This window comes from Sorangium sp. So ce185, from assembly GCF_051526825.1.
Lineage (GTDB): Bacteria > Myxococcota_A > Polyangia > Polyangiales > Polyangiaceae > Sorangium > Sorangium cellulosum_D.
Genome location: NZ_CP150316.1, coordinates 855,255 through 874,353, shown reverse-complemented (window position 1 = coordinate 874,353; position 19,099 = coordinate 855,255). Strand labels below are relative to the sequence as shown.

General features: G+C 73.7%; 19 protein-coding genes. 11 read left to right on the top strand and 8 right to left on the bottom strand.

What is annotated here, in order from left to right; translation table 11 throughout:
* Window positions 1-117: 117 nt before the first annotated feature.
* The gene (locus tag WMF26_RS03390; RefSeq protein ID WP_437999115.1) at window positions 118-1,512 is read right to left on the bottom strand and encodes a styrene monooxygenase/indole monooxygenase family protein; all 1,395 of its coding nucleotides are present in this window, start codon (window positions 1,510-1,512) and stop codon (window positions 118-120) included.
* A 618-nt stretch (window positions 1,513-2,130) separates the two neighbouring features.
* On the opposite strand from WMF26_RS03390, the gene WMF26_RS03385 reads away from it, so the two are divergent.
* The 4 genes from WMF26_RS03385 to pyrE are packed head-to-tail and all read left to right on the top strand — an operon-like array spanning window position 2,131 to window position 4,214.
* A complete protein-coding gene (locus tag WMF26_RS03385; protein WP_061623199.1) occupies window positions 2,131-2,556 on the top strand; it encodes a bactofilin family protein in 426 nt (141 codons plus the stop codon).
* Between the two features lie 54 nt (window positions 2,557-2,610).
* Window positions 2,611-2,925 (top strand): bactofilin family protein, encoded by a 315-nt coding sequence (locus WMF26_RS03380; protein ID WP_020732660.1) that lies wholly within the window; start codon window positions 2,611-2,613, stop codon window positions 2,923-2,925.
* 3 nt (window positions 2,926-2,928) lie between these two features.
* On the top strand, window positions 2,929-3,639 hold the full coding sequence (locus tag WMF26_RS03375; RefSeq protein ID WP_437999114.1) for a bactofilin family protein: 711 nt from the start codon (window positions 2,929-2,931) through the stop codon (window positions 3,637-3,639).
* The gene (pyrE, locus tag WMF26_RS03370; protein WP_020732659.1) at window positions 3,636-4,214 is read left to right on the top strand and encodes an orotate phosphoribosyltransferase; all 579 of its coding nucleotides are present in this window, start codon (window positions 3,636-3,638) and stop codon (window positions 4,212-4,214) included. Before WMF26_RS03375 ends, pyrE begins: the two co-directional genes overlap by 4 nt.
* Window positions 4,215-4,319: 105 nt before the next feature.
* Here the strand turns inward: pyrE and glyQ are convergent, their stop codons facing one another.
* Window positions 4,320-5,267: a glycine--tRNA ligase subunit alpha gene (glyQ, locus tag WMF26_RS03365; RefSeq protein WP_061628501.1), complete on the bottom strand. Its 948-nt coding sequence runs from the start codon at window positions 5,265-5,267 to the stop codon at window positions 4,320-4,322.
* A 303-nt stretch (window positions 5,268-5,570) separates the two neighbouring features.
* Here glyQ and WMF26_RS03360 point away from each other — a divergent pair, with 303 nt between their 5' ends.
* Window positions 5,571-6,131 (top strand): MarR family winged helix-turn-helix transcriptional regulator, encoded by a 561-nt coding sequence (locus WMF26_RS03360; protein ID WP_437335767.1) that lies wholly within the window; start codon window positions 5,571-5,573, stop codon window positions 6,129-6,131.
* A 1-nt stretch (window position 6,132) separates the two neighbouring features.
* On the top strand, window positions 6,133-8,034 hold the full coding sequence (locus WMF26_RS03355; RefSeq protein ID WP_437999113.1) for a chloride channel protein: 1,902 nt from the start codon (window positions 6,133-6,135) through the stop codon (window positions 8,032-8,034).
* Between the two features lie 27 nt (window positions 8,035-8,061).
* Here the strand turns inward: WMF26_RS03355 and WMF26_RS03350 are convergent, their stop codons facing one another.
* Window positions 8,062-9,276, bottom strand: a complete 1,215-nt coding sequence (locus WMF26_RS03350) for a pyridoxal-phosphate-dependent aminotransferase family protein (RefSeq protein WP_437999112.1) — start codon at window positions 9,274-9,276, stop codon at window positions 8,062-8,064.
* Between the two features lie 562 nt (window positions 9,277-9,838).
* Window positions 9,839-10,096, bottom strand: a complete 258-nt coding sequence (locus WMF26_RS03345; protein ID WP_020732654.1) for a GlsB/YeaQ/YmgE family stress response membrane protein — start codon at window positions 10,094-10,096, stop codon at window positions 9,839-9,841.
* 410 nt (window positions 10,097-10,506) lie between these two features.
* On the opposite strand from WMF26_RS03345, the gene WMF26_RS03340 reads away from it, so the two are divergent.
* Complete coding sequence (locus WMF26_RS03340) at window positions 10,507-10,806, top strand: CsbD family protein (protein WP_061629791.1); 300 nt, start codon at window positions 10,507-10,509, stop codon at window positions 10,804-10,806.
* A 97-nt stretch (window positions 10,807-10,903) separates the two neighbouring features.
* Here WMF26_RS03340 and WMF26_RS03335 read toward each other — a convergent pair whose 3' ends face one another.
* On the bottom strand, window positions 10,904-12,268 hold the full coding sequence (locus WMF26_RS03335; protein WP_020732652.1) for a sigma 54-interacting transcriptional regulator: 1,365 nt from the start codon (window positions 12,266-12,268) through the stop codon (window positions 10,904-10,906).
* 128 nt (window positions 12,269-12,396) lie between these two features.
* On the opposite strand from WMF26_RS03335, the gene WMF26_RS03330 reads away from it, so the two are divergent.
* The gene (locus tag WMF26_RS03330; protein ID WP_437999111.1) at window positions 12,397-13,929 is read left to right on the top strand and encodes a phytoene desaturase family protein; all 1,533 of its coding nucleotides are present in this window, start codon (window positions 12,397-12,399) and stop codon (window positions 13,927-13,929) included.
* A 58-nt stretch (window positions 13,930-13,987) separates the two neighbouring features.
* Here WMF26_RS03330 and WMF26_RS03325 read toward each other — a convergent pair whose 3' ends face one another.
* Window positions 13,988-14,422: a VOC family protein gene (locus WMF26_RS03325; protein ID WP_437953928.1), complete on the bottom strand. Its 435-nt coding sequence runs from the start codon at window positions 14,420-14,422 to the stop codon at window positions 13,988-13,990.
* A gap of 100 nt (window positions 14,423-14,522) precedes the next feature.
* Window positions 14,523-15,152 (bottom strand): hypothetical protein, encoded by a 630-nt coding sequence (locus WMF26_RS03320; protein WP_437999110.1) that lies wholly within the window; start codon window positions 15,150-15,152, stop codon window positions 14,523-14,525.
* Window positions 15,153-15,303: 151 nt separating this feature from the next.
* Between WMF26_RS03320 and WMF26_RS03315 the strand changes: the two genes are divergently transcribed.
* Genes WMF26_RS03315 through WMF26_RS03305 form a run of 3 tightly spaced genes read left to right on the top strand, consistent with a single transcriptional unit; the run spans window position 15,304 to window position 18,495 of the window.
* A complete protein-coding gene (locus WMF26_RS03315) occupies window positions 15,304-16,689 on the top strand; it encodes a cystathionine beta-synthase (protein WP_437335762.1) in 1,386 nt (461 codons plus the stop codon).
* A 32-nt stretch (window positions 16,690-16,721) separates the two neighbouring features.
* On the top strand, window positions 16,722-16,991 hold the full coding sequence (locus tag WMF26_RS03310; protein ID WP_020732644.1) for an acyl carrier protein: 270 nt from the start codon (window positions 16,722-16,724) through the stop codon (window positions 16,989-16,991).
* A gap of 10 nt (window positions 16,992-17,001) precedes the next feature.
* Window positions 17,002-18,495, top strand: a complete 1,494-nt coding sequence (locus tag WMF26_RS03305; RefSeq protein ID WP_437999109.1) for an AMP-binding protein — start codon at window positions 17,002-17,004, stop codon at window positions 18,493-18,495.
* A 99-nt stretch (window positions 18,496-18,594) separates the two neighbouring features.
* On the opposite strand, the gene WMF26_RS03300 is transcribed toward WMF26_RS03305, so the two are convergent.
* Window positions 18,595-19,062 carry a carboxymuconolactone decarboxylase family protein gene (locus tag WMF26_RS03300; protein WP_061623676.1) on the bottom strand — a complete coding sequence of 156 codons (468 nt, stop codon included), beginning with the start codon at window positions 19,060-19,062 and terminating at the stop codon, window positions 18,595-18,597.
* Between the last annotated feature and the right edge of the window lie 37 nt (window positions 19,063-19,099).

Here is a 19,099-nt window from a genome sequence, read left to right as displayed (position 1 = left end):
CGGGCGACCGGCGCGGAGCCACGCGCTGCGCCATCGCGGTAGGTCGCTCAGCGCGTCGCGTGGAACCTCCGGATTCGCCGGCGCGCGTAGCCCGCTCCGGGCTGGCCGGCGCGGGCTCTATGCGAATGCTCCCCCGGTGTGCGCCGGCGCCCTCGGGTGCCCGGGCGGGAGCCCGAGGCGCTGCCGCACCTGCGCGATGCCGACGCCCACGCCCCCGGCCGCGAGGGCGACCGGCCACGGCTTCCCGGTCGTCTGCCCGATGAACGCGCGCACCCGCCCCACGTCCTCGAGGACCGGCGTGAGCTGCGCCGGATCGTTGAAGTTGTTCACGAAGGCGTTCGCGAGCGCCTGCGGTCGGCTCGCGTTGTCCGCCCGCCCGTCGCTGCCGTACTGGGCGAAGAGGAGGTGGAATATCCCCGCGGACGCTCCGGAGAGGAGGAGGTTGTTGAACCGGTCGGTGGGCCCGCCGTGCCGCGCGTAGAAGCGATCGAAGGTGCGCGTCATCCATTCGGCGTCGAAGGGGCGGTCGCCGTGCTGCACGACGCACTCGATCAGGTTGCGCGCCATCTTGTTGCCGCTGTTGGCGCCCTGGCCGCCGATCGGGTCGAGCGACATCGCCGTGTCGCCCAGCGGCGTCACGATGCGGCCGGAGGGCAGCCGCCCCACGGGCTTGCGCACCGCCGGGACGACCCGGCCTTTCTGCCATCCATGCTTGTCCGACAGCTCGGCTGTCCTGAACCATTCGTAGTCCCAGGGGATGAGCTCCTTCACCAGCTCCTTCGTGATCGCGACGATCTCCTCGCCCGTCGTCGCGCTCTGGAACCGGTCGAACGCCCCTCCGGGCACCGCCTCGACGATGCAGTTCCAGCTCGGTCCCACGTCCTTGTGGTAGTAGGGCACCCAGAACGCCTCCCCGAGGCCCGCGAACAGGTTGAACTTGACGGGAATCAGCGGGACGCCGTCGAACCCGAGCTTCGGGCCCGTCACGCAGATCATGACGAGGTTGCGCTGCGCTTCCGTGTGGACGCTGCGCGCCGGGTCGCGCTCGAACAGGTTGCACAGGTCGCCTCGTCCCGCTGCGACGATGGTGAGATCGTTCTCCGCCGCAATGGCGTCGAGCCGCGGGATGGTGACCGGCTCGATCGCGATCTTGCCCCCGCGCCGCTCGAGCTCGAGCATCCACCGGTGGCTCTGGAGCCGGAGATCGATCGCCCTGAAGGGCCGCTCCAGGCGCCCTGCCAGGGTCAGGAGGCGGTTGCCCGGCGCGGGGCACGCGGTCAGCTGGACGCCCTCGCCCGGGGGCGCGGCGTCCTCCCAGAAGGCGAGGCCGAGCTCGCGCTCGAGCTGGAGCGCCCTGTCGAACCGGGCGGCGCTGCCGGTCGGCTTCGATTCTTGGAGCCACTGCTCGGGTGTCCGATCCGAGTAGAGCGTCACGCCGTAGCCGGCCTTCACCAGGCCGTGCGCCGCGAGCAAGCCAGCCTGTCCAGACCCCACGATAGCGATCTTGCGCATGAGGAAACCCCCGGGTTGGGTTGGTCTGCGCTCGCCTCACGGCGACGCGCGCCGAGCCGTCCGAGTCGGTTCGCCGTCAGGGGCACCGGAGGCGTCGCGAGCAAGGGAAGCCCAGTCAAAGGAGACCGTATCACCTCCGCCAGGAGCGCCGGAAGCCTCCTACGAGGTGCTGGACGACCGACGACCGGAGAGGCCCCCTCCTCCCCCGAGAGAGCCCTCGGGGGGAGGGGGTGTCGCGCGGGGGGCCGAGGGGGAGGGCCCCACGAGCCCGAGCGCCGGCCCGCATCGCAGCGGGTCGCCCATGAACTCGGCACCTCCGCACAGGAGGCCATAGCCACCACAAGGCGCGAGTTCGTGGGAGGGCCCCCCTCGGCCCCCCGCGCGACACCCCCTCCCCCCGAGGGCTCCGTTGCATCGCGCGGAGGCCGCCCTGGACCGAGCCCGCCCTGGACCGAGCCCGCCCGCCGGTTGCGAGGCGCAGCGCCTTGGAGTAGCGTCCGCGCCGCCGCAGGGCCGGGCGACGCCGATCGCCCCGCCCGAGCGGACGAGCCGGGCCTCGAGTGCGCGCCCCGGCTCGCGCGGCCCCCCTCGCGCACTGGACGCGCACTGGAGACGAGAATGGCCCGAGGCTCGACAACCACGCACCGCGAATCGGACGCCGCCGAGTCGCTCATCGGAAGGGGCTCCCGCATCCGCGGGCGCGTCCACGGCGACGGCTCGCTCCGGGTCGAGGGGAGCGTCGAGGGGAACATCCAGCTGACCGGCGATCTCGAGATCGAGGACGGAGCGTCGGTCACCGGGGACGTCGAGGCGAGCTCGCTCGTCGTCGCCGGACAGCTCACGGGAGACGTGACGTCGCGCGGCCCCGTCACCATCCGGGCGACCGCGCAGTACGCCGGGAACGTGGGCGGCAGCGAGGTGATCCTCGAGGAAGGCGCGGCGTTCGCCGGCCGCATCGAGGCGGAGTTCGACCTGCCGGCCGAGCTCTCGGAGCGGACCGGCGGGCGCGCGCAGAGCCCCCGGCGCGAACCGGCGGGGCGGTAGCGCGCGTTGACGGACGGAGAACCGCGCCGCGACGGCGCGACGAGGAGCACGAACGTGGCGGGTACGATCATCGGAAACGGGCTCACGATCGAGGGCGAGATCACCTCCGACGACGAGGTGATCGTCGCCGGGACGGTGCGCGGCAAGCTCACCGTCGAGGGGCCTCTCACCATCGACGCAGGGGCGCTGGTCGAAGCGGACATCGGGGCGGCGTCGCTCCAGGTGGGCGGCAACGTGACCGGCAACGTCACGGCGGCCGACCGCGTGGACCTCCTCGCGGGCGGTCGCCTCGTCGGCGACGTGAAGGCGTCGCGGCTGACCATCGCGGACGGAGCCTCGTTCAAGGGCAACGTCGACATGGACGTGTAGCCGATGGCCGCCCAGTCCTCGATCGGGCCGACGACGGCCATCCGCGGCAACGTGCAGGGCGACGGGGATCTCGAGATCCTCGGCCGCGTCGAGGGGAGCGTCGTCATGACCGGCGACGTGACCATCGGCGAAGGCGCGCTCATCCAGAGCGACGTGCGGGGGCGGCGCGTGGTCGTCCGCGGCGCGGTCGCCGGGAACATCTCCGGCGAGGAGGCCGTGATCCTCGAGCCCGGCGCGCGCGTCGTCGGCGACCTCGGCGCGCCGCAGATCGGCATCCACGCCGGCGCGCTGGTGCGCGGCAACGTCACCACCGGCGCGCCGCTCGCCGCGACGCCCGCCCCGGTCCGGGCCGCCGCCCCGGCAGCTGCGCCGCGCGCCGCGGCCGCCCCCGCGGCGGCGCGGCCGGCGCGAGCGCCCGCGGAGCGCGCTCCGGCGCCTGCCGCGCGGCCCGCGGCCCGCCCCGCGCCGGCGCCCGCGCGCCCCGCGCCCGCGGCCCGCCCGGCCCCGGTCGAGGCGAGGCCCGCGCCCGCGCCCGAGCCGCGCCTCGCGGCGGCGCAGGACGAGGACGAGGCCGATCTGTCGGCCGCCTCCGCGGGCGGCGAGGGCGACGAGGCCGACGCGGCCGAGGGCGCCGGCGGCCCGCCGCCGCCCGTCGTCCCCGCGCTCCGGAAGGGGGCCGCGAAGGCGTCGCTCCGCAAGCGGGGCGGGCGGTGAGCGCCGCCGGCACGTCCGAGCGGGAGCGGCTCGTCGCGCTGCTGCGCGAGCGATCGTTCGAGCAGAAGCGCGTCGTCCTCGCGTCCGGCCGCGAGAGCGACTTCTTCATCGACTGCAAGCAGTCGGTGCTGACGGCCGAGGGCCACGCCCTCGTCGGCGCGCTGATGTTCGAGGCGCTCGACGCGCTCCCCCGGTGCGAGGCCGTCGCCGGCGTCGAGCTCGGCGGCTGCCCCCTCGCGAGCGCGGTGTCGCTCACGAGCTTCCTGCGCGGCCGCCCCCTCCCCGCGCTGTACGTGCGCAAGGAGGTCAAGGACCACGGCTCGCGCCGCCTGGTCGAGGGCGATCGCGGGCTCGCGCCCGGGATGCCCGTCGCGATCCTCGAGGACGTGATCACGACGGGCGGCTCGACGCTGAAGGCGGTCGAGAAGCTGCGCACCGCGGGCGCCTCGGTGGTCGGCGTGATCGCGCTGGTCGACCGCCTCGAGGGCGGCGCCGAGGCGATCCGCGCGGCGGGGCTGCCGCTCGTCGCGATCTGCACGCGCCGCGATTTCATCCCCGACAGCCCGCTCGGCTGAAGCGGGCGGCCCGCCCGGCGAGGCGGCGCGCAGCGGCGCCGCCTCGGCCTGCGCCGCTCTGTCGCCTCGGCCTGCGGCGCTGCTCTGCCGCCTCGGCCTGCGGCGCTACTCCGCCGCCTTCGCCTGCGGCTCGCCGAGGAGCGGGTAGCCGAGCGCCTCGCGCTGCGCGAGGTACGTCTCGGCGACCGCCCGCGCCAGCGCGCGGACCCGGCCGATGTAGCGCTGCCGCTCGGTCACGCTGATCGCGCCGCGCGCGTCGAGCACGTTGAAGCGGTGCGCCGCCTTCACCACGAAATCGTACGCCGGCAGCACGAGCGCCTTCTTCGGATCGATCGCCGCCCCCTTCGCCGCCGGATCCGCGCCCCGGGTGAGCAGCCGCTTCACCTCGGCCTCGCACACGTCGAACGCCGCGAAGTGCTCGGGGATGTCGGCCTCCTCGAAGTTGTAGGTCGACCACTCCCACTCGGCGCGCTGGTAGAGGTCGCCGTAGCGCACGATCTTCCCGCCGCTGTCCGAGTAGACGACGTCGTAGATGCTGTCCTTGTCCTGCAGGTACATCGCGATCCGCTCGAGGCCGTACGTGAGCTCGCCGGACACGGGGCGGCAGTCGATCCCGCCGATCTGCTGGAAGTAGGTGAACTGCGAGATCTCGAGCCCGTCGATCCACACCTGCCAGCCGAGCCCCCACGCCCCGAGGGTCGGCGACTCCCAGTCGTCCTCGAGGAACCGGACGTCGTGCTCGAGCGGGTTCGTGCCGATCGCCCGCAGCGACTCCAGGTAGAGCTCCTGGATGTCGATCGGGCTCGGCTTGAGGATCACCTGGAACTGGTGAAACTGCTGCATCCGGTTCGGGTTCTCCCCGTAGCGACCGTCCGCGGGCCGCCGGGAAGGCTCGACGAAGGCCACATTCCAGGGCTCGGGGCCGAGCGCGCGCAGGAACGTCGCCGGGTTGAAGGTGCCAGCGCCGACCTCCGAGTTGTACGGCTGCACGACGAGACAGCCGCGATCGGCCCAGAACTTCTGCAGGGTGAGAATGAGGTCTTGGAAGGTCATGGTGGGAGGGCCGGTTCTTAGCCTGGATCGCCCGCGCAGGCGACGCCCCGCGAAGGATCGCCCGCACCGTCCCGCCGCGGGGCGGCGCTCGGTCCGCCGGCGCGGCGCGCCGAACGCCGCGCCGGCGGACCGCCGCCGCCGGTCGCCCCTCCGGGCGTAACCCCGTCGAGGACGGCCCCGCCTCGGGCCACGCCGGCCCGCCCCGGCCCGCCTCGACCCGCGCCGATCCGCGAGGCGCCGCCCGCGCGGTCCTGCCGGCCGCTTGCGCTTGCCCGGCGCGTGGCGTAGCTTCCGGCGCGTTGTATGGGGTCCCATGCATCTCCAGCGGCGCGGCGGAAGGCCGCCGCGCGGCAGGCCCAGGGCGGGCCGGACGCGCAGCGGGTCATGGACGCGATCCGCGCCATCGTGCAGCGCCTGCGCGTCTCCTCGCGCGCCTGCGAGCGGCAGCTCGGCCTGAGCAGCGCGCAGCTGTTCGTGCTGCAGCAGCTCGATCAGGCGGCCGCCGCGTCGGTCGCCGAGCTCGCGCAGCGCACGCTCACCCACCAGAGCTCGGTCTCGGTCGTGGTGACGCGCCTCGCCGAGCGCGGGCTGGTCGCCCGGCGCGCCTCGCCGGAGGACGCGCGCCGGACCGAGATCTCGCTCACCCCCGCCGGCCGCGCGCTGCTCCGCCGCGCGCCGCGCACCGTGCAGGCCGAGCTCGTCGCCGCCGTGGACCGCCTGCCGGAGGACGAGCGCCGCGGGCTCGCGCAGAGCCTCACCACCCTCGCCCGGGCGCTCGGCGCCGGCGACGAGGCCCCACCCCTGTTCTTCGAGGGCGAAGACGCCCTCGCCGGCGCCGCGGCGGCAGACCGCGAGGAGAGCTGACATGTCCAGCGTGCACGCCCCAAATACCGCGGCCGGCGAGAGCATCCCGGTCGCCCCCTCCATGAGCCCGACCCTCGAGGACCTCCGCGTCCCCGCCCCGGGCGCCGCCGTCGACCGGCGGGTCGTCCTCGTGAGCGGCCTCGCGATCGCGATCGCCGGCGCCGCGTTCCTCGCGGCGGAGCTGCTCACCGCGCTCATCGCCGTCATCACGAACCTCGCGTTCTTCGGCCGGCTCTCCGCCGCGCCCGCCTCCCCTGCCGATCACCACGCGGGCGCGCTCGTGCTCGTCATCCCGATCGCCGGCGCGCTCGTCGTCGGCCTCATGGCGCGCTTCGGCTCCCAGGCGATCCGCGGCCACGGGATCCCGGAGGCGATGGAGCAGGTGCTCTTCAACCAGAGCCGCATTCCGCCGAGGATGACGCTGCTCAAGCCGCTCTCCGCTGCGATCGCGATCGGCACCGGCGGGCCGTTCGGCGCGGAGGGGCCGATCATCGCGACCGGCGGGGCGCTCGGCTCGCTGGTCGGGCAGCTGCTCCGGATCACCGCGGACGAGCGCAAGACGCTGCTCGCCGCGGGCGCGGCGGCGGGCATGTCGGCGACGTTCGGCAGCCCGGTGGCGGCGGTGCTGCTCGCGATCGAGCTCCTGCTCTTCGAGTATCGCCCGCGCTCGGTGATCCCCGTCGCCCTCGCCGCCGCCACGGCGGCCGCCGCGCGCCTCGCCGCCGGCGCGACCGCGCCGGCGTTCGAGATGGCGGCCGTGGCGCCCTCGACCGGCCCCGCGCTCGCCTTCTACATCGTGCTCGGCGCGGCGCTCGGCGTCGCGGCGATGGGCGCGACCCGCGCCATCTACGCGATCGAGGAGGCGTTCGAGCGGCTGCCGCTGCACTGGATGTGGTGGCCCGCGATCGGCGCCGTCGCGATCGGCGCGGTGGGCTACGTCGCGCCGCAGACGCTCGGCGTGGGCTACGACAACATCGACGACATCCTGAGCGGCCGCCTCGCGCTCGCCGCGCTCGTGTCGCTCTCGGTGCTGAAGTTCGTCTCCTGGTCGATCGCGCTCGGCAGCGGCACCTCGGGCGGGACGCTCGCGCCGCTCTTCACCATCGGCGGCGGGCTCGGCGCGATCCTCGGCCTCTCCGCCGCCGCGCTCTTTCCCTGGCTCGGCGTGGACGCGCGCGTCGCCGCGCTCGTCGGGATGGCGGCGATCTTCGCGGGCGCCTCCCGGGCGCTCCTCGCCTCGGTCGTCTTCGCCTTCGAGACGACCCGGCAGCCGATGGGGCTCCTCCCGCTGCTCGGCGGCTGCAGCGCGGCGTTCCTCGTCTCGAGCCTGCTGATGCGGCACTCCATCATGACCGAGAAGCTCGCCCGCCGCGGCGCGCGCGTGATGGTCGAGTACGCGGCCGACCACCTGGCGCAGATCCTCGTGCGCGACGTCGCCTCCCGCCCGGCCGTGACGCTCGCCGCCGACGACACGGTCGAGGCCGCCCGCGCCTTCCTGCTGTCGCGGGCGGAGGGCTCGCGCCACCAGGGCTTCCCCGTCGTGGACAGCGGCGGCGAGCTCGTCGGCGTGGTCACCCAGCGCGATCTGCTCACCGAGCAGCCCGGCGCGCTCTCGGTCCGCGACCTCCTCCGGCGCCCGCCCGCGGTGGTGTTCGAGGACAGCTCCCTCCGCGAGGCCGCCGATCACATGGTCACCGAGGGGGTCGGCAGGCTCCCGGTCGTGTCCAGGGAGGCGCCGCGCAAGGTGATCGGGGTGCTGACGCGCAGCGACCTGCTCGACGCGCACCGGAGCCGGATCGAGGCCGGGCAGCGCCGCGAGCTGGCGTTCGCCGCCGCGAGGCGGTTCGGCGACCGCGCCGCCGTCGCCGGCCTGACGGCCGACGGCTCTGCCGGGCGCAGCTAGCGGCGAGGGCCGGCGGCGAGGGCCGCGCTAGTCGACGAAGTACTCGCGGTCGCCCGCGAGGCCCTGCTCTAGCGCGGCCATGCCCTTCGAGACGTCGAGCTTCACGCCCTCGCGCTGGAAGCTCATGCCCATCGCGTAGAGCGTCTTGAACAGGTTGTGCGAGCGGCACTGCTCGCCCATCTGCCCGACGCGCACGATGTTGAGGCCGAAGGCGCCGGAGATCTCGACGCGGAAGGCCTTGGTCATGTACTCGCGGATCCGGGCGCTGTCGATGCCGCTCGGCAGCTTGATCGCGAGCACGCTGTTGAGCCGCACGTCCTTCGACGCGAACAGCTCGAGCCCCATCGCCTCGAGGCCCGCCTGCATCGCCAGCGAGCTCATCTCGTGGCGGCGGAACCGCCGCTCGAGCGTCTCCTCGCAGACGAGGCGCAGCGCCTCGTGCAGCGCGAGCACGCCGGGCACCGGCGCGGTGTAGTGGTATTGCTGGTAGCCCCAGAACCGCTGCGCGCGCGTGGCGTCGTAGCACCAGTGCGGGCGCGGCGAGGGGCGCTCCTCGACCGTCTTCCACGCATCCTGCGAGAACGCGCAGGCCGACACGCCCGGGATCGACGACAGCGCCTTCTGCCCGCCGACGATGCCGACGTCGATGCCCCACTCGTCCATGTGCACCGGCATGGCCGTGAGCGTGACCACCGCGTCGACGATCGTGAGCGCGCCCTGCGACTTCGCGAGCTTGCAGATCTCCGGCAGCTCCACCATGCGGACGCCGCAGGACGTCTCGCCGTGCGCCATCGTGACCACGTCGTAGCGCTGCTTCTTCATCGCCTCGCGCGCGTCGGCGAGCGTCACGGGCCGGCCGGGGGGCCCCTCGAGGAAGGTCACGTCGGCGCCCACGCCGAGCGCCATCTCGCCGAGGCGGCCGCTGAACGTCCCCACCTTCAGGCAGAGGACCTTGCGCCCGGGCCAGCACAGGTTCGAGACGGCCATCTCCATCGCCGCGGACGCGGGCCCGGCGATGCCGATGATCTTGTCGCTGCGCGTCTGGAACGCGTAGGCCGCCATGTACTTCACGTTCTGGATGACGCGGTCCATGGTCGGGCCGAGGTGATTGATGATGACCCCGTTCGCCTGCGCCACCGCCTGCGGAATCGGCACCGGACCGGCGCCCATGAGGAGCAGCGGCTCGGACGGCAGGATCGCGGCGAGGGGCGTGATCGGCGGGGGCAGGATGGAAAACGACATGGCCAGGACCTTGGGCGAGAGCGCGGAGCGCGCTAGCAAGCCCAATGCATCCTGCGGCGTCAAGCGCTACCGGGCAAGTTGGCGGGGCCCGCGGCGGACCCGGGCATCGCGCGGGACGGCCTGGGAGCGCGCCGGACGCCGGGCCGACGCGCCATCTCGCGCCGTCTTCATTTCGCTCCGTCCCGGGTCTCCCGGGGGGCGGTTCGCGGGCTGCCGGCCCGAAGGGACCCGGCTCGTCGCACGGCCCTGGGGGGCGAGCCATGCGACGAGCGAGGCCCCCTCCAGCCTGCCGAGGAGGCCCTGCTCGTCGCACGGCCCTGGGGGGCGAGCCATGCGACGAACAGGGCCCCCTCTGGCCTGCCGCGAGGAGGGAGGAGAGCGCCGCGGCGCTCGAGCCCGAGATCGAGCTCATGCACAGCGGCGCCTCATCCCCCGCTCCTCGTGCGGTCGGCCAAGGCGATCCCCGACGTCACGGGGCGCGGCAGCGGAGCGAGAGCTCCTCCTCGTCGCGCCCTGAGACGGTATCGGGCGTAGCGCCTCACGAGAGGGTCAATCGACCCTTTCATACCACCGAGCGGCGGCGCGAGATCGCCTGATAGGCGGCCGTGAGCAGGATGGCGCCGATCAGGGACATGAAGAACCCGGCCGGCTCACCCTCGCGGTACATGAAGAGCATGCGGCCGAGCAGCCCGCCGACGAACGAGCCGACGACGCCGATGATCATCGAGACGACCCACCCGCCAGGCTCACGCCCCGGGACGATAAGGCGCGCCAGAGCACCGACGACGAGGCCAAACAGGAGAAAGAGAATGAACGACATGATGAACCTCCCAGAGTGGAGCGAAGCGCTCCTGGTTGCTATGCAGTCTGTTCAGCAAGCGCCGCGCCATGCCGTGGAGTCCGGCCTCTCCACAGGCCATCAGGCGAGCTGAACGGCCTGGACAGCGGCGCCGGGTCACCTTTCCATCGCGAAATCCGACCGCGGCGGGGAATGCGCCCTGGAGAGCCGGGACGGTCGGATCAGGTCGTGAGATCGCCCGCGTCGCGGCGCCGTGGCGGATTGCCTCAGACGCGCTGAAAAGCAGAGAGCGGGCGAGGTAGCCTGCCCCAATCGCCGCCACGACCTCGACGATGCGCCCCGGCGCGGAGGTGGCGCAGCGGTTGCTATCTCCAGAGGGCAGTGGCGCGCCGCAGAAAGGCTCTGCGGGCGTTCACCCTGAGGAGGGTACGATGAGCAACGAGAGCGATCGGAACGAAGGGGCCGCCGAGGAGATGGGCGGCAAGCTCAAGAAGGGCCTCGGCAAGCTGCTCGGCGACGAGCAGATGGAGGCGGAGGGCCGCGCGAAGGAGCTCAAAGGAAGGGTCCAGCAAGAGGACGCCAAGGCGGATGAGCGCGCGCGGGGCGCGCTCGAGGAGGCCGCCGGCGCCATCAAGAACCGGGTCGGGAAGCTCGTCGACAACGAGCAGATGGCGGCCGAAGGAAAGGCCAAGGAGCTCCGGGGAGAGAACCGGCAGAAGGCCAATCAGTAGGGTGCGCGCCCCGCTCGCCCGCGCGAGGAGGCGCGAAAGCGCCCGCTCGACGGGAGCCCGGCCCTCCCCGGCCGGGCTCCTGCGCGGCCTCGCGCCGTCACACCTCGTTCGCCGAGACGCCGTGCCGCTGGAGGAGCTCGCGCAGGTGGCTCCGGTCCATCCGCGCCGCGCGCGCGGCGCGCGAGAGGTTGCCGCCGTTCGCGCGCACCAGGGCCGCGAGGTACGTCCGCTCCCAGCGCGCCACGGCGCGCTCCTTCGCCTCGCGGAACGACAGGCTGAGATCGTCGTCCCGGAGCGCCTCCACCGCCGGGGCGCCGCCTTCCTTCTCCCCCGCCATCACCGCCTCACGGAACAGCGCCGGATCGATCATCAGCACCGCGCGCTCCACCGCGCCGCGCAGCTCGCGGACGTTGCCCGGCCAGTCCTGGCGCATGAACGCCTCCAGCAGCTCGCCCGGCGGGCTCTGGTCCGGCCCCTGCGCGAGCTGCCGGTAGAAGTGCGCCGTGAGCAGCGCGATGTCGTCCGGGCGCTCGCGCAGCGCCGGGACGCGGAGGCGGACGATGTTCAGCCGGTAATAGAGATCCGACCGGAAATTCCCGCGGTTCACCTCCTGGCGGAGGTCGCGGTTGGTCGTCGCGATGACCCGGATGTCGAGCTTGATCGGCTCGATCGTGCCGATGCGCCGGATCTGCCGCTCCTCGAGCACGCGCAGGAGCTTCGGCTGCATGTCGAGCGGGAGCTCGCCCATCTCGTCGAGCAGCACGGTGCCGCCCCGCGCCGCCTCGAAGGCGCCGGCGCGCGCCGCCTGCGCGCCCGTGAACGCGCCCTTCGCGTGGCCGAAGAGCTCCGCCTCGATCAGGGTCGGCGGGATGGATCCGCAGTCGATCACGACGAACGGCCCGCCCGCGCGCGGGCTGTTCTCGTGGATCGCCTCGGCGAGCAGGCCCTTGCCCGTGCCCGTCTCGCCCTCGATGAGCACCGTCGAGTCCGACGCGGCGATCCGCGGCAGCGCCGCGAAGATGCGGCGCATCCCGGTGCTCTGCCCGAGCACCCGGCCGTACCGGTCCTCGTCGCCGAGCGGCTCGCGGATCTCCTCGGCGAGCGGCTCGAAGCGGAGCGTCGACTGCCCGAGGCCGAGCGTGGCGCCCGGCTGGAGGTAGGCCGCCTCGACGCGGAAGCCGGAGAGCGTCGTGCCGTTCTTGCTGCCGAGATCGCGGAGCAAGAAGCCCCGCGGGGTGACGGTGATCACGCAATGGTGCCGCGAGACGGCCCGGTCGCTCAGGATGAGCTGATTGCCGGGCGCCGTGCCGATCACGAACTCCGTGGCGTCCGACACCTGGGACGACCCGGCGTCGGGGCCGTTCGTCACCTGCACGCGGAAGCGGCTGAACGCGATCTCTTTGGAGCGGACCTTGAGGAGCGCCGTCTCGGCGCTCGGGTGAACCTTCGGCTCGGAGCCCATCGCGCCAGCCTACCACGACGGTGCCGCGCATGGCCGGGGCTGGCCGGCTCTCTCCCCTATCTCCCCTATCGCCCCTCCATGCTCCCTCCGTCTTGCCCCCATTGCGCGGCGCCCTACACAGGTGCGGCGTGAGCCCGGCCAGCCCAGGCGCGCCGCGCGGCGCGGGCGCGGACGTCCTCGTCGTCGGCGCCGGCTTCGGCGGCCTCGGGGCGGCGCTCTCGCTCGCCGAGCGGGGGGCGAAGGTGGTCCTGTGCGAGGCGCTCCGGTACCCCGGCGGCTGCGCCAGCACCTTCGAGCGCGGCGGCTACCGCTTCGAGGCGGGGGCGACGCTGTTCTCCGGGCTCGCCCCGGAGCAGCTGTTCGGCCGGTGGATCGCGCGCCACGGCCTCGACGTCGCGGTCGACTGGATCGACCCGCTCGTCGAGCTGCGGACGCCCACGCTCCGCCTCCCGATCGGCCGCGACCGCGAGGCGCTCGTCGCCGCCCTCGCGGGCCTGCCGGGCGCCCCGGCGGCCGGCGTCCGCGCCTTCTTCGCCTACCAGGCGCGCATCGCCGACACGCTCTGGGCGCTGTTCGACGACCCCGCCCTGCTGCCGCCGCTCGGCGCGGGCGCGCTCGTGCGCCACGCGGCCAGCACCCCGCGCTACGCCGCGCTGCTGCCGGTGCTCGGCCGGCCGCTCGAGGGCGTGCTCGCGCGGTTCGGCGTCGCGGGCTTCGCCCCGCTCCGGCACTACCTCGACGGGCTCTGCCAGATCACGGTGCAGTGCGGGGTCGCCGAGGCCGAGGCGCCGTTCGCGATGGCGGCGATGGACTACTACTTTCGCGGCACGGGCCATGTCCGCGGCGGCATCGGCGCGCTCGCGTGGGCGCTCGTCCGGGCGGTCGAGCGGCTCGGCGGCGAGGTGCGCATGGCGACCCGGGTGCGCTCGCTCGAGCCGGGCCCCGAGGGGTTCCGCGCCGGGACGCGCTCGGGCGAGATCCGCGCGCGCCACGTCATCGCGAACCTGCTCCCGCAGGACCTCCGCGCGCTGCTCGGCGCCGCCCCGGGCGCGCTGCCGCGGCTCGATCGGCTGGCGCGCGACGTCGACGAGGGCGGCTGGGGCGCGGCGATGCTCTACCTCGTGGCGCGCGCGCCCGAGGGCGCCTCGCCCGCGGCGCACCACCTCGAGCTGGTGCAGGACCCGGGCGCGCCGTTCATCGAGGGCAACCACCTGTTCGTGTCCGCGAGCGGCGCCGCCGAGGAGGGCCGCGCGCCGCCGGGGCACCGCACGATCACGGTGTCGACGCACGTCCCGCTCGCGAAGCTCCGCGCGCTCCCGCCCGGGCGGCAGGGCGAGTACATCGGCGCGATCCAGGCGCGGATGCGCGAGGGGCTCGCGGCGCTCGCGCCCGAGTGGAGCGCGAACGTCGTGCACGCGCTGACGGCGTCGCCGCGGACGTTCGCGCGCTTCGCCGGGCGCGCGGGCGGCGCCGTCGGCGGCGTGCCGCGGCGCGCGGGGCTCGGGCACTACCTGTCGGTCTGGCCGCGCCCGGTGCAGGACGGGCTCTGGATGGTGGGCGACTCGGTGTTTCCCGGGCAGAGCACCCTGGCGGCGGCGATCGGCGGCGCGCGCACCGCGGAGAGCGTCGCGCGCCGCCTCGGGCGCGCGTGCGGGGGCTGAGCGGCGCCGGGCACACGAGGGCTCCGGCGCGCGCGCGGGGGACCGCGCCCTGGCTCGCTCAGCGCGAGGCCGCCAGGAGCTCCGCGTCGCGCGCCTCGGCGCCGGGTCCGAGCGGCTGGCCGTACGAGAACTCGACGTAGTTGCCGTCCGGGTCCTTGAGCGCGCAGAAATACGCCACCGGATACGGCAGCTCCTTGGGCGGCCAGACGAGGTGCTCCCGGCCGCGGCGCGCGATCTCGTCCACGGCGTCGCGGCTCTCGAGCGCAAACCCGAAATGGCTCATGTCCTCCGGCGCCTGCGGCGCGCGCCGGCCGCCCTCGATCATCACCAGGACGAACGCCCGCTCCTTCCCCGCCTCGGCGAGCCAGGCGACGCGCGTGCCGGCGTCGTTGCGCTCGTGAACCACCTTGAGCCCGCAGAACTCGCGATAAAAGGCGATCGTCGCGTCGAGATCGCTCACGTGGAGCGCGACGTGGGTCATCAGCGGTTTCATGGTAAACTCTCCTGCTTTTCTCTCCCGACAGACTACCAGGCGAGCGGACACGGCAGCAGCGGAGGCCGCTCCCCCGATCGCTCGATGAGGGGTCCCCGCCCTAGGCGGGCTCGAACGCCTTGCTCGCCGCGTACCCGCGCGCGGCGGACCGGATCTTCTCGATCTGCGCCGGGTCGAAGGAGACGGGCGCCCCGGTGCGCGTGTAGCTCATCACGTTGTCGTCGACGCCGCTGTGCCCGAGCCCGAAGAAGTGCCCGAGCTCGTGGGCGAGGACGGTGGGCCGCGCGTTCGCCGCGACGATGACGCAGCGGCGCTCCGGCGTCGCCCGGTTCCGCCAGTGCACGCCCATCCGGAAGCGCCGCGGATCGTCGACGTCGCGCAGCGACGCGACCACCATTACGTTGATCCGGCGCGCCTCGATGGCCGCGGCGAGCGCGTCCCGGTCGGCGCGCGTCTCGAGCCGCGAAAAGCGCGGGGCGAGCGCGCGCGAGCCCACCTTGCGCAGCGCCACGCCGGCGGGCTCGAACAGCCGGATCGCCTCGGCGATCTGCGCGTCGATCCAGGCGTCGTCGCGCACCGGCTGCCCCGCCGCCTCCTCCGCCACGGCGATCGACAGGGGAAATGCCGGGAGCGGCGCGGGCGCGCGCCCCGCGGCGCGGGCCAGGCCCGGGGCGAGCGCGCCGGCGAAGGATAGACCGGCTGCGGCGAGCGCGACGCGGCGGGAGATCATGGATAATACCCTATCTCATCGACCGCCCGACGATCGCGAAAACGCTTGTGAGCCACCGCGCTGCGCCGGCACGCGAGGCGATGGTGCGCGGCCCGCCGCGGCCGCTTGCTCCCCTTGTCGCTGCGGCGCGCGGCGGGTAAGAGGTTTCCCCATGATGCGAGGCGCGCTCAGCGATATCACGAGGGCCGTCGGCCACACGCCGATCGTCAAGCTGAACCGGGTGACCGAGGGGCTCCAGAGCGACATCTACGTCAAGTGCGAGTACCTGAACCCGGGCGGCAGCCACAAGGATCGGGTCGCGCTGAACATGATCCGCGACGCCGAGGCGAGCGGGCTCAAGCCGGGCGGGACGATCGTCGAGGCGACCAGCGGCAACACGGGCGCCGCCCTCGCCATGGTCGCCGCCATCCGCGGATACAAGTGCGTCTTCGTCATGCCAGACAAGATGTCGCAGGAGAAGATCGCGACCCTGCGCGCGTACGGCGCCCGCGTCGTGGTCTGTCCCACCGCCGTCGAGCCCGACGATCCGCGCAGCTATTACCAGGTCGCGAAGCGCATCGCCGACGAGACGCCGAACTGCTTTTACGCGAACCAGTACCACAACCCGTCGAACCCCGAGGCCCACGTCGGCTCCACCGGCCCCGAGATCTGGGAGCAGTGCGGGGACGAGCTCGACGTCTTCGTCGCCGGCATGGGGACGGGCGGCACCATCAGCGGCGTCGGCAAGGTCCTCAAGCAGCGGAGGCCGGACATCAAGATGGTCGGCGTCGATCCGGTCGGCTCGCTCTATTACGACTACGTGAAGACCCAGCGGATCACGAAGCCTTTCGCCTACAAGGTCGAGGGGATCGGCGAGGATTTCTTCCCGAGCACGATGAACCTCGAGATCATCGACGAGATCGTCCGGGTCGACGACAAGGAATGCTTCCTCATGACCCGGGATCTCGTGCGGCTCGAGGGCCTCTTCGTGGGCGGCTCCGCGGGCGCGGCGGTCGCCGGCGCGATCAAGTATGCGCGGCAGAGCGGGAAGAAGGAGAACATCCTCGTCCTCTTGCCCGACGGCGCGTCCAAGTACATCTCGAAGATCTTCAACGACGACTGGATGCGCGAGAACGGCTTCCTCGAGGAGGACAAGGGCCTCGGGACGGTGCGCGATCTGCTCGCCGTCAAGCCGAGCGGCGCGGTGGTCACCGCCGACGCGAACGCGCGGGTCCGCGAGGTCATCGACATGATGAAATCGCACGGGATAAGCCAGCTCCCGGTCACCGAGCGCGGCAAGCTGCGCGGGATGGTCCACGAGATCGACCTCTTGCGGCACCTCGTGGAGGGGAGCGGCACGCTCGACTCGAGCATCGGCGGGCTCGTCGAGAGCGACTATGCGACCGTGACGCCGGCGACGAAGGTCGAGCTCCTGAAGGGCGTCCTGAGCGACGCGAAGATCGCGCTCGTCGTCGGCGAGGAGACGGTGCTCGGCGTCGTGTCCAAGATCGACCTCATCGATTATCTTGCCCGCAAGGCGACGCCGGCGCTCGGCTGAGCGGCTTTACAGGACAGGAAAGGGACACCGCGGTGACACACGACCTCGAGACGGTGCGGCGCGCGCTGCACGACCATATCGTGAACGAGATCCTGCTGCGCAAGGCGCCGCTCGCCCTGGACGAGGATCTCTTCGAGGGCGGGTCGGGGTTCGACTCGATGTCGCTGACGCGGGTGCTCGTGTTCATCGAGCAGCGCTTCGGCGTGAAGATCCCGGACGAGGAGGTGGACCTCGACGCGGTGTCGACCGTGGACCGCATGGCGCGCTTCGTCGCCGGCCGCATCGCGGCCGCGCGGGGCTAGCGGGGCCGCGGTGGCCGCCCCCTACCGGCTGCGCGCCGAGGACCTTTTGGCGCGCGGCGGCGCCGTGGCGCTCGCGTCGCGCGGCGCCGCGGTGAGCTACGCCGAGCTCGCGGCGCGCGCGGCGGCCGTCGGCGCGGCGCTCGCCGGGGCGGGCGTGCGCCCGGGCGACCGGGTGGCGCTGCTCTCCTCGGGCCGCGCGCACGACGAGCCGGTGGCGCTCGTCGGGGTGCTCACGGCCGGCGCCGTGGCGGTCCCGCTCGACGCGACCGCGCCGCCCGCGCGGCTCGCGCGGATCGCGCGGGCCCGGGGGTGTCGGGCGCTCGTGCTCGACGCCGCGGCCGAGGGCCTCGCGGACGGGATCGACGCGGCGCTCGACGGCGGCCTCGCGCGGGTGGAGCTCGACGCCGAGGGCCGGGTGCTGCGCGGGGCGGCGCCCGCCCGTGCGGGCGGCGAAGGCGGCGCCGAGGCGCAGGAGCTCGCGTGCATCCTGCACACCTCCGGCAGCACGGGCGAGCCGAAGCCGGTGCCGATCACGTGGGCCGGGCTCGACGCGTTCACCGCCTTCTGCATCGATCTCGTCGGCCTCGCGCCGGCGGATCGGGTGCTCCGGGTGGCCGAGCTGGTCTTCGATCTCGCGTGGTTCGACCACCTCGCGACCTTCCGCGCCGGCGCGACGCTCGCGACCATGGCGCGGCGCGATCTCGCCTCGGGCCGCGCGCTGCGCGACGCGGTCGCCGCGCTCGCGCCGACGGTCATCTACGGCGTGCCGTCGATGTTCATGAAGCTCGTCGCGGCGCTCCCCGCGGCGGGCCCCGGCGCGCCGGCCGGGGCGCTCTCGCCGCCGGTGCGCGCCATCCTCTTCGCCGGCGAGGTGTTCCCGCCGCGCGAGCTCGCGGCGCTCGCGGCGCGCGCCCCCGGCGCGGCGCTCTACAACCTGTACGGCCCGACCGAGACGAACGTCTGCACGTTCCACCGCGTCGATCGCGCGGCGCTGGACGGGGTGAGCGAGGTCCCGATCGGCGTCGCGTGCCCCTACGCGGCCTGCGCCTTGCTGGCGCTGGACGCCGACGAGGAGGGCGGCCGCGCCATCGAGGGCCCCGGCACGGGCGAGCTCGTGGTCTCGGGGCCGACGACCGTGGGCGGCGGCCCGTACCGGACGCGCGACCGGGTGGAGCGCAAGGCCGACGGGCTCTTCTACTTCCGCGGCCGCATCGACCGGATGGTGAAGATCCGGGGCTACCGGGTCGAGCCGGGCGAGGTCGAGGCGGCGCTCGCGGCGCACCCCGCCGTGCGCCAGGCCGCCGTGATCGCCGTCGAGGACGCGCGGTTCGGCAAGACGCTCCGCGGCTTCGTCGCCCTCGCGAGCGACGCGGACGAGCGCGCGCTCCGGATGCACCTCGCGGAGCGGCTGCCTCCGTACATGGTCCCGGAGACGATCGTCACGATGGACGAGCTGCCGCGGACCCCGACGGGGAAGATCGATTATCGCGCGCTGCCCGGTTGAGCGCGCGCGGCGTTCCGTGGACAGGCACGCTCGCGCGGCCCCCATGGCGCGCCGCGCACACGGCCCTGAGCGTCGCGAGCCGCCCGGCCTCGCGCCGCTTCAGGCGTTCGACCGCGCCGGGCGCTCGTACGAGCCCGGCTCTTTCCGGAACGCGATCGCCATCCGGTTCCAGGCGTTGATCGTCGCCACGAGCCAGGTCAGATCCGTGAGCTCCCGCTCCGAGAAGTGCTGACGCGCCGCATTGTACGCGTGATCGGGCACGTGCTCCTGGGCCACGAGGGTCACCGCCTCCGTCCAGGCCAGCGCCGCCCGCTCGCGCTCGCTGTAGTAGGGGGCCTCATGCCACGCGCTGAGCCCGTAGAGCCGCTGCTCGCCCTCCCCGGCCGCACGCGCGTCCTTCCAGTGCATGTCGATGCAGAACGCGCAGCCGTTGATCTGCGAGGCGCGGAGGAGCACGAGGTGCTTGAGCGGCTCCTCCAGCGCGCTGCGCTTCACACAGGCGCTCAGCGCCAGCATCGCTCTGTAGGCCTCGGGGTTGACGCTCGCGTAATCGATGCGTGATTGCATGCTCGTCCTCGTGGGCATCCCTTCTGCGCCGGCCACG

Bases quoted from the DNA above. Each gene is read 5' to 3' on its own strand.
- WMF26_RS03390 (WP_437999115.1), bottom strand. From the start codon at position 1,512: ATGCGCAAGATCGCTATCGTGGGGTCTGGACAGGCTGGCTTGCTCGCG.
- WMF26_RS03385 (WP_061623199.1), top strand. From the start codon at position 2,131: ATGGCCCGAGGCTCGACAACCACGCACCGCGAATCGGACGCCGCCGAG.
- WMF26_RS03375 (WP_437999114.1), top strand. From the start codon at position 2,929: ATGGCCGCCCAGTCCTCGATCGGGCCGACGACGGCCATCCGCGGCAAC.
- glyQ (WP_061628501.1), bottom strand. From the start codon at position 5,267: ATGACCTTCCAAGACCTCATTCTCACCCTGCAGAAGTTCTGGGCCGAT.
- WMF26_RS03360 (WP_437335767.1), top strand. From the start codon at position 5,571: ATGGGGTCCCATGCATCTCCAGCGGCGCGGCGGAAGGCCGCCGCGCGG.
- WMF26_RS03355 (WP_437999113.1), top strand. From the start codon at position 6,133: ATGTCCAGCGTGCACGCCCCAAATACCGCGGCCGGCGAGAGCATCCCG.
- WMF26_RS03350 (WP_437999112.1), bottom strand. From the start codon at position 9,276: ATGTCGTTTTCCATCCTGCCCCCGCCGATCACGCCCCTCGCCGCGATC.
- WMF26_RS03345 (WP_020732654.1), bottom strand. From the start codon at position 10,096: ATGTCGTTCATTCTCTTTCTCCTGTTTGGCCTCGTCGTCGGTGCTCTG.
- WMF26_RS03340 (WP_061629791.1), top strand. From the start codon at position 10,507: ATGAGCAACGAGAGCGATCGGAACGAAGGGGCCGCCGAGGAGATGGGC.
- WMF26_RS03335 (WP_020732652.1), bottom strand. From the start codon at position 12,268: ATGGGCTCCGAGCCGAAGGTTCACCCGAGCGCCGAGACGGCGCTCCTC.
- WMF26_RS03325 (WP_437953928.1), bottom strand. From the start codon at position 14,422: ATGAAACCGCTGATGACCCACGTCGCGCTCCACGTGAGCGATCTCGAC.
- WMF26_RS03320 (WP_437999110.1), bottom strand. From the start codon at position 15,152: ATGATCTCCCGCCGCGTCGCGCTCGCCGCAGCCGGTCTATCCTTCGCC.
- WMF26_RS03315 (WP_437335762.1), top strand. From the start codon at position 15,304: ATGATGCGAGGCGCGCTCAGCGATATCACGAGGGCCGTCGGCCACACG.
- WMF26_RS03300 (WP_061623676.1), bottom strand. From the start codon at position 19,062: ATGCAATCACGCATCGATTACGCGAGCGTCAACCCCGAGGCCTACAGA.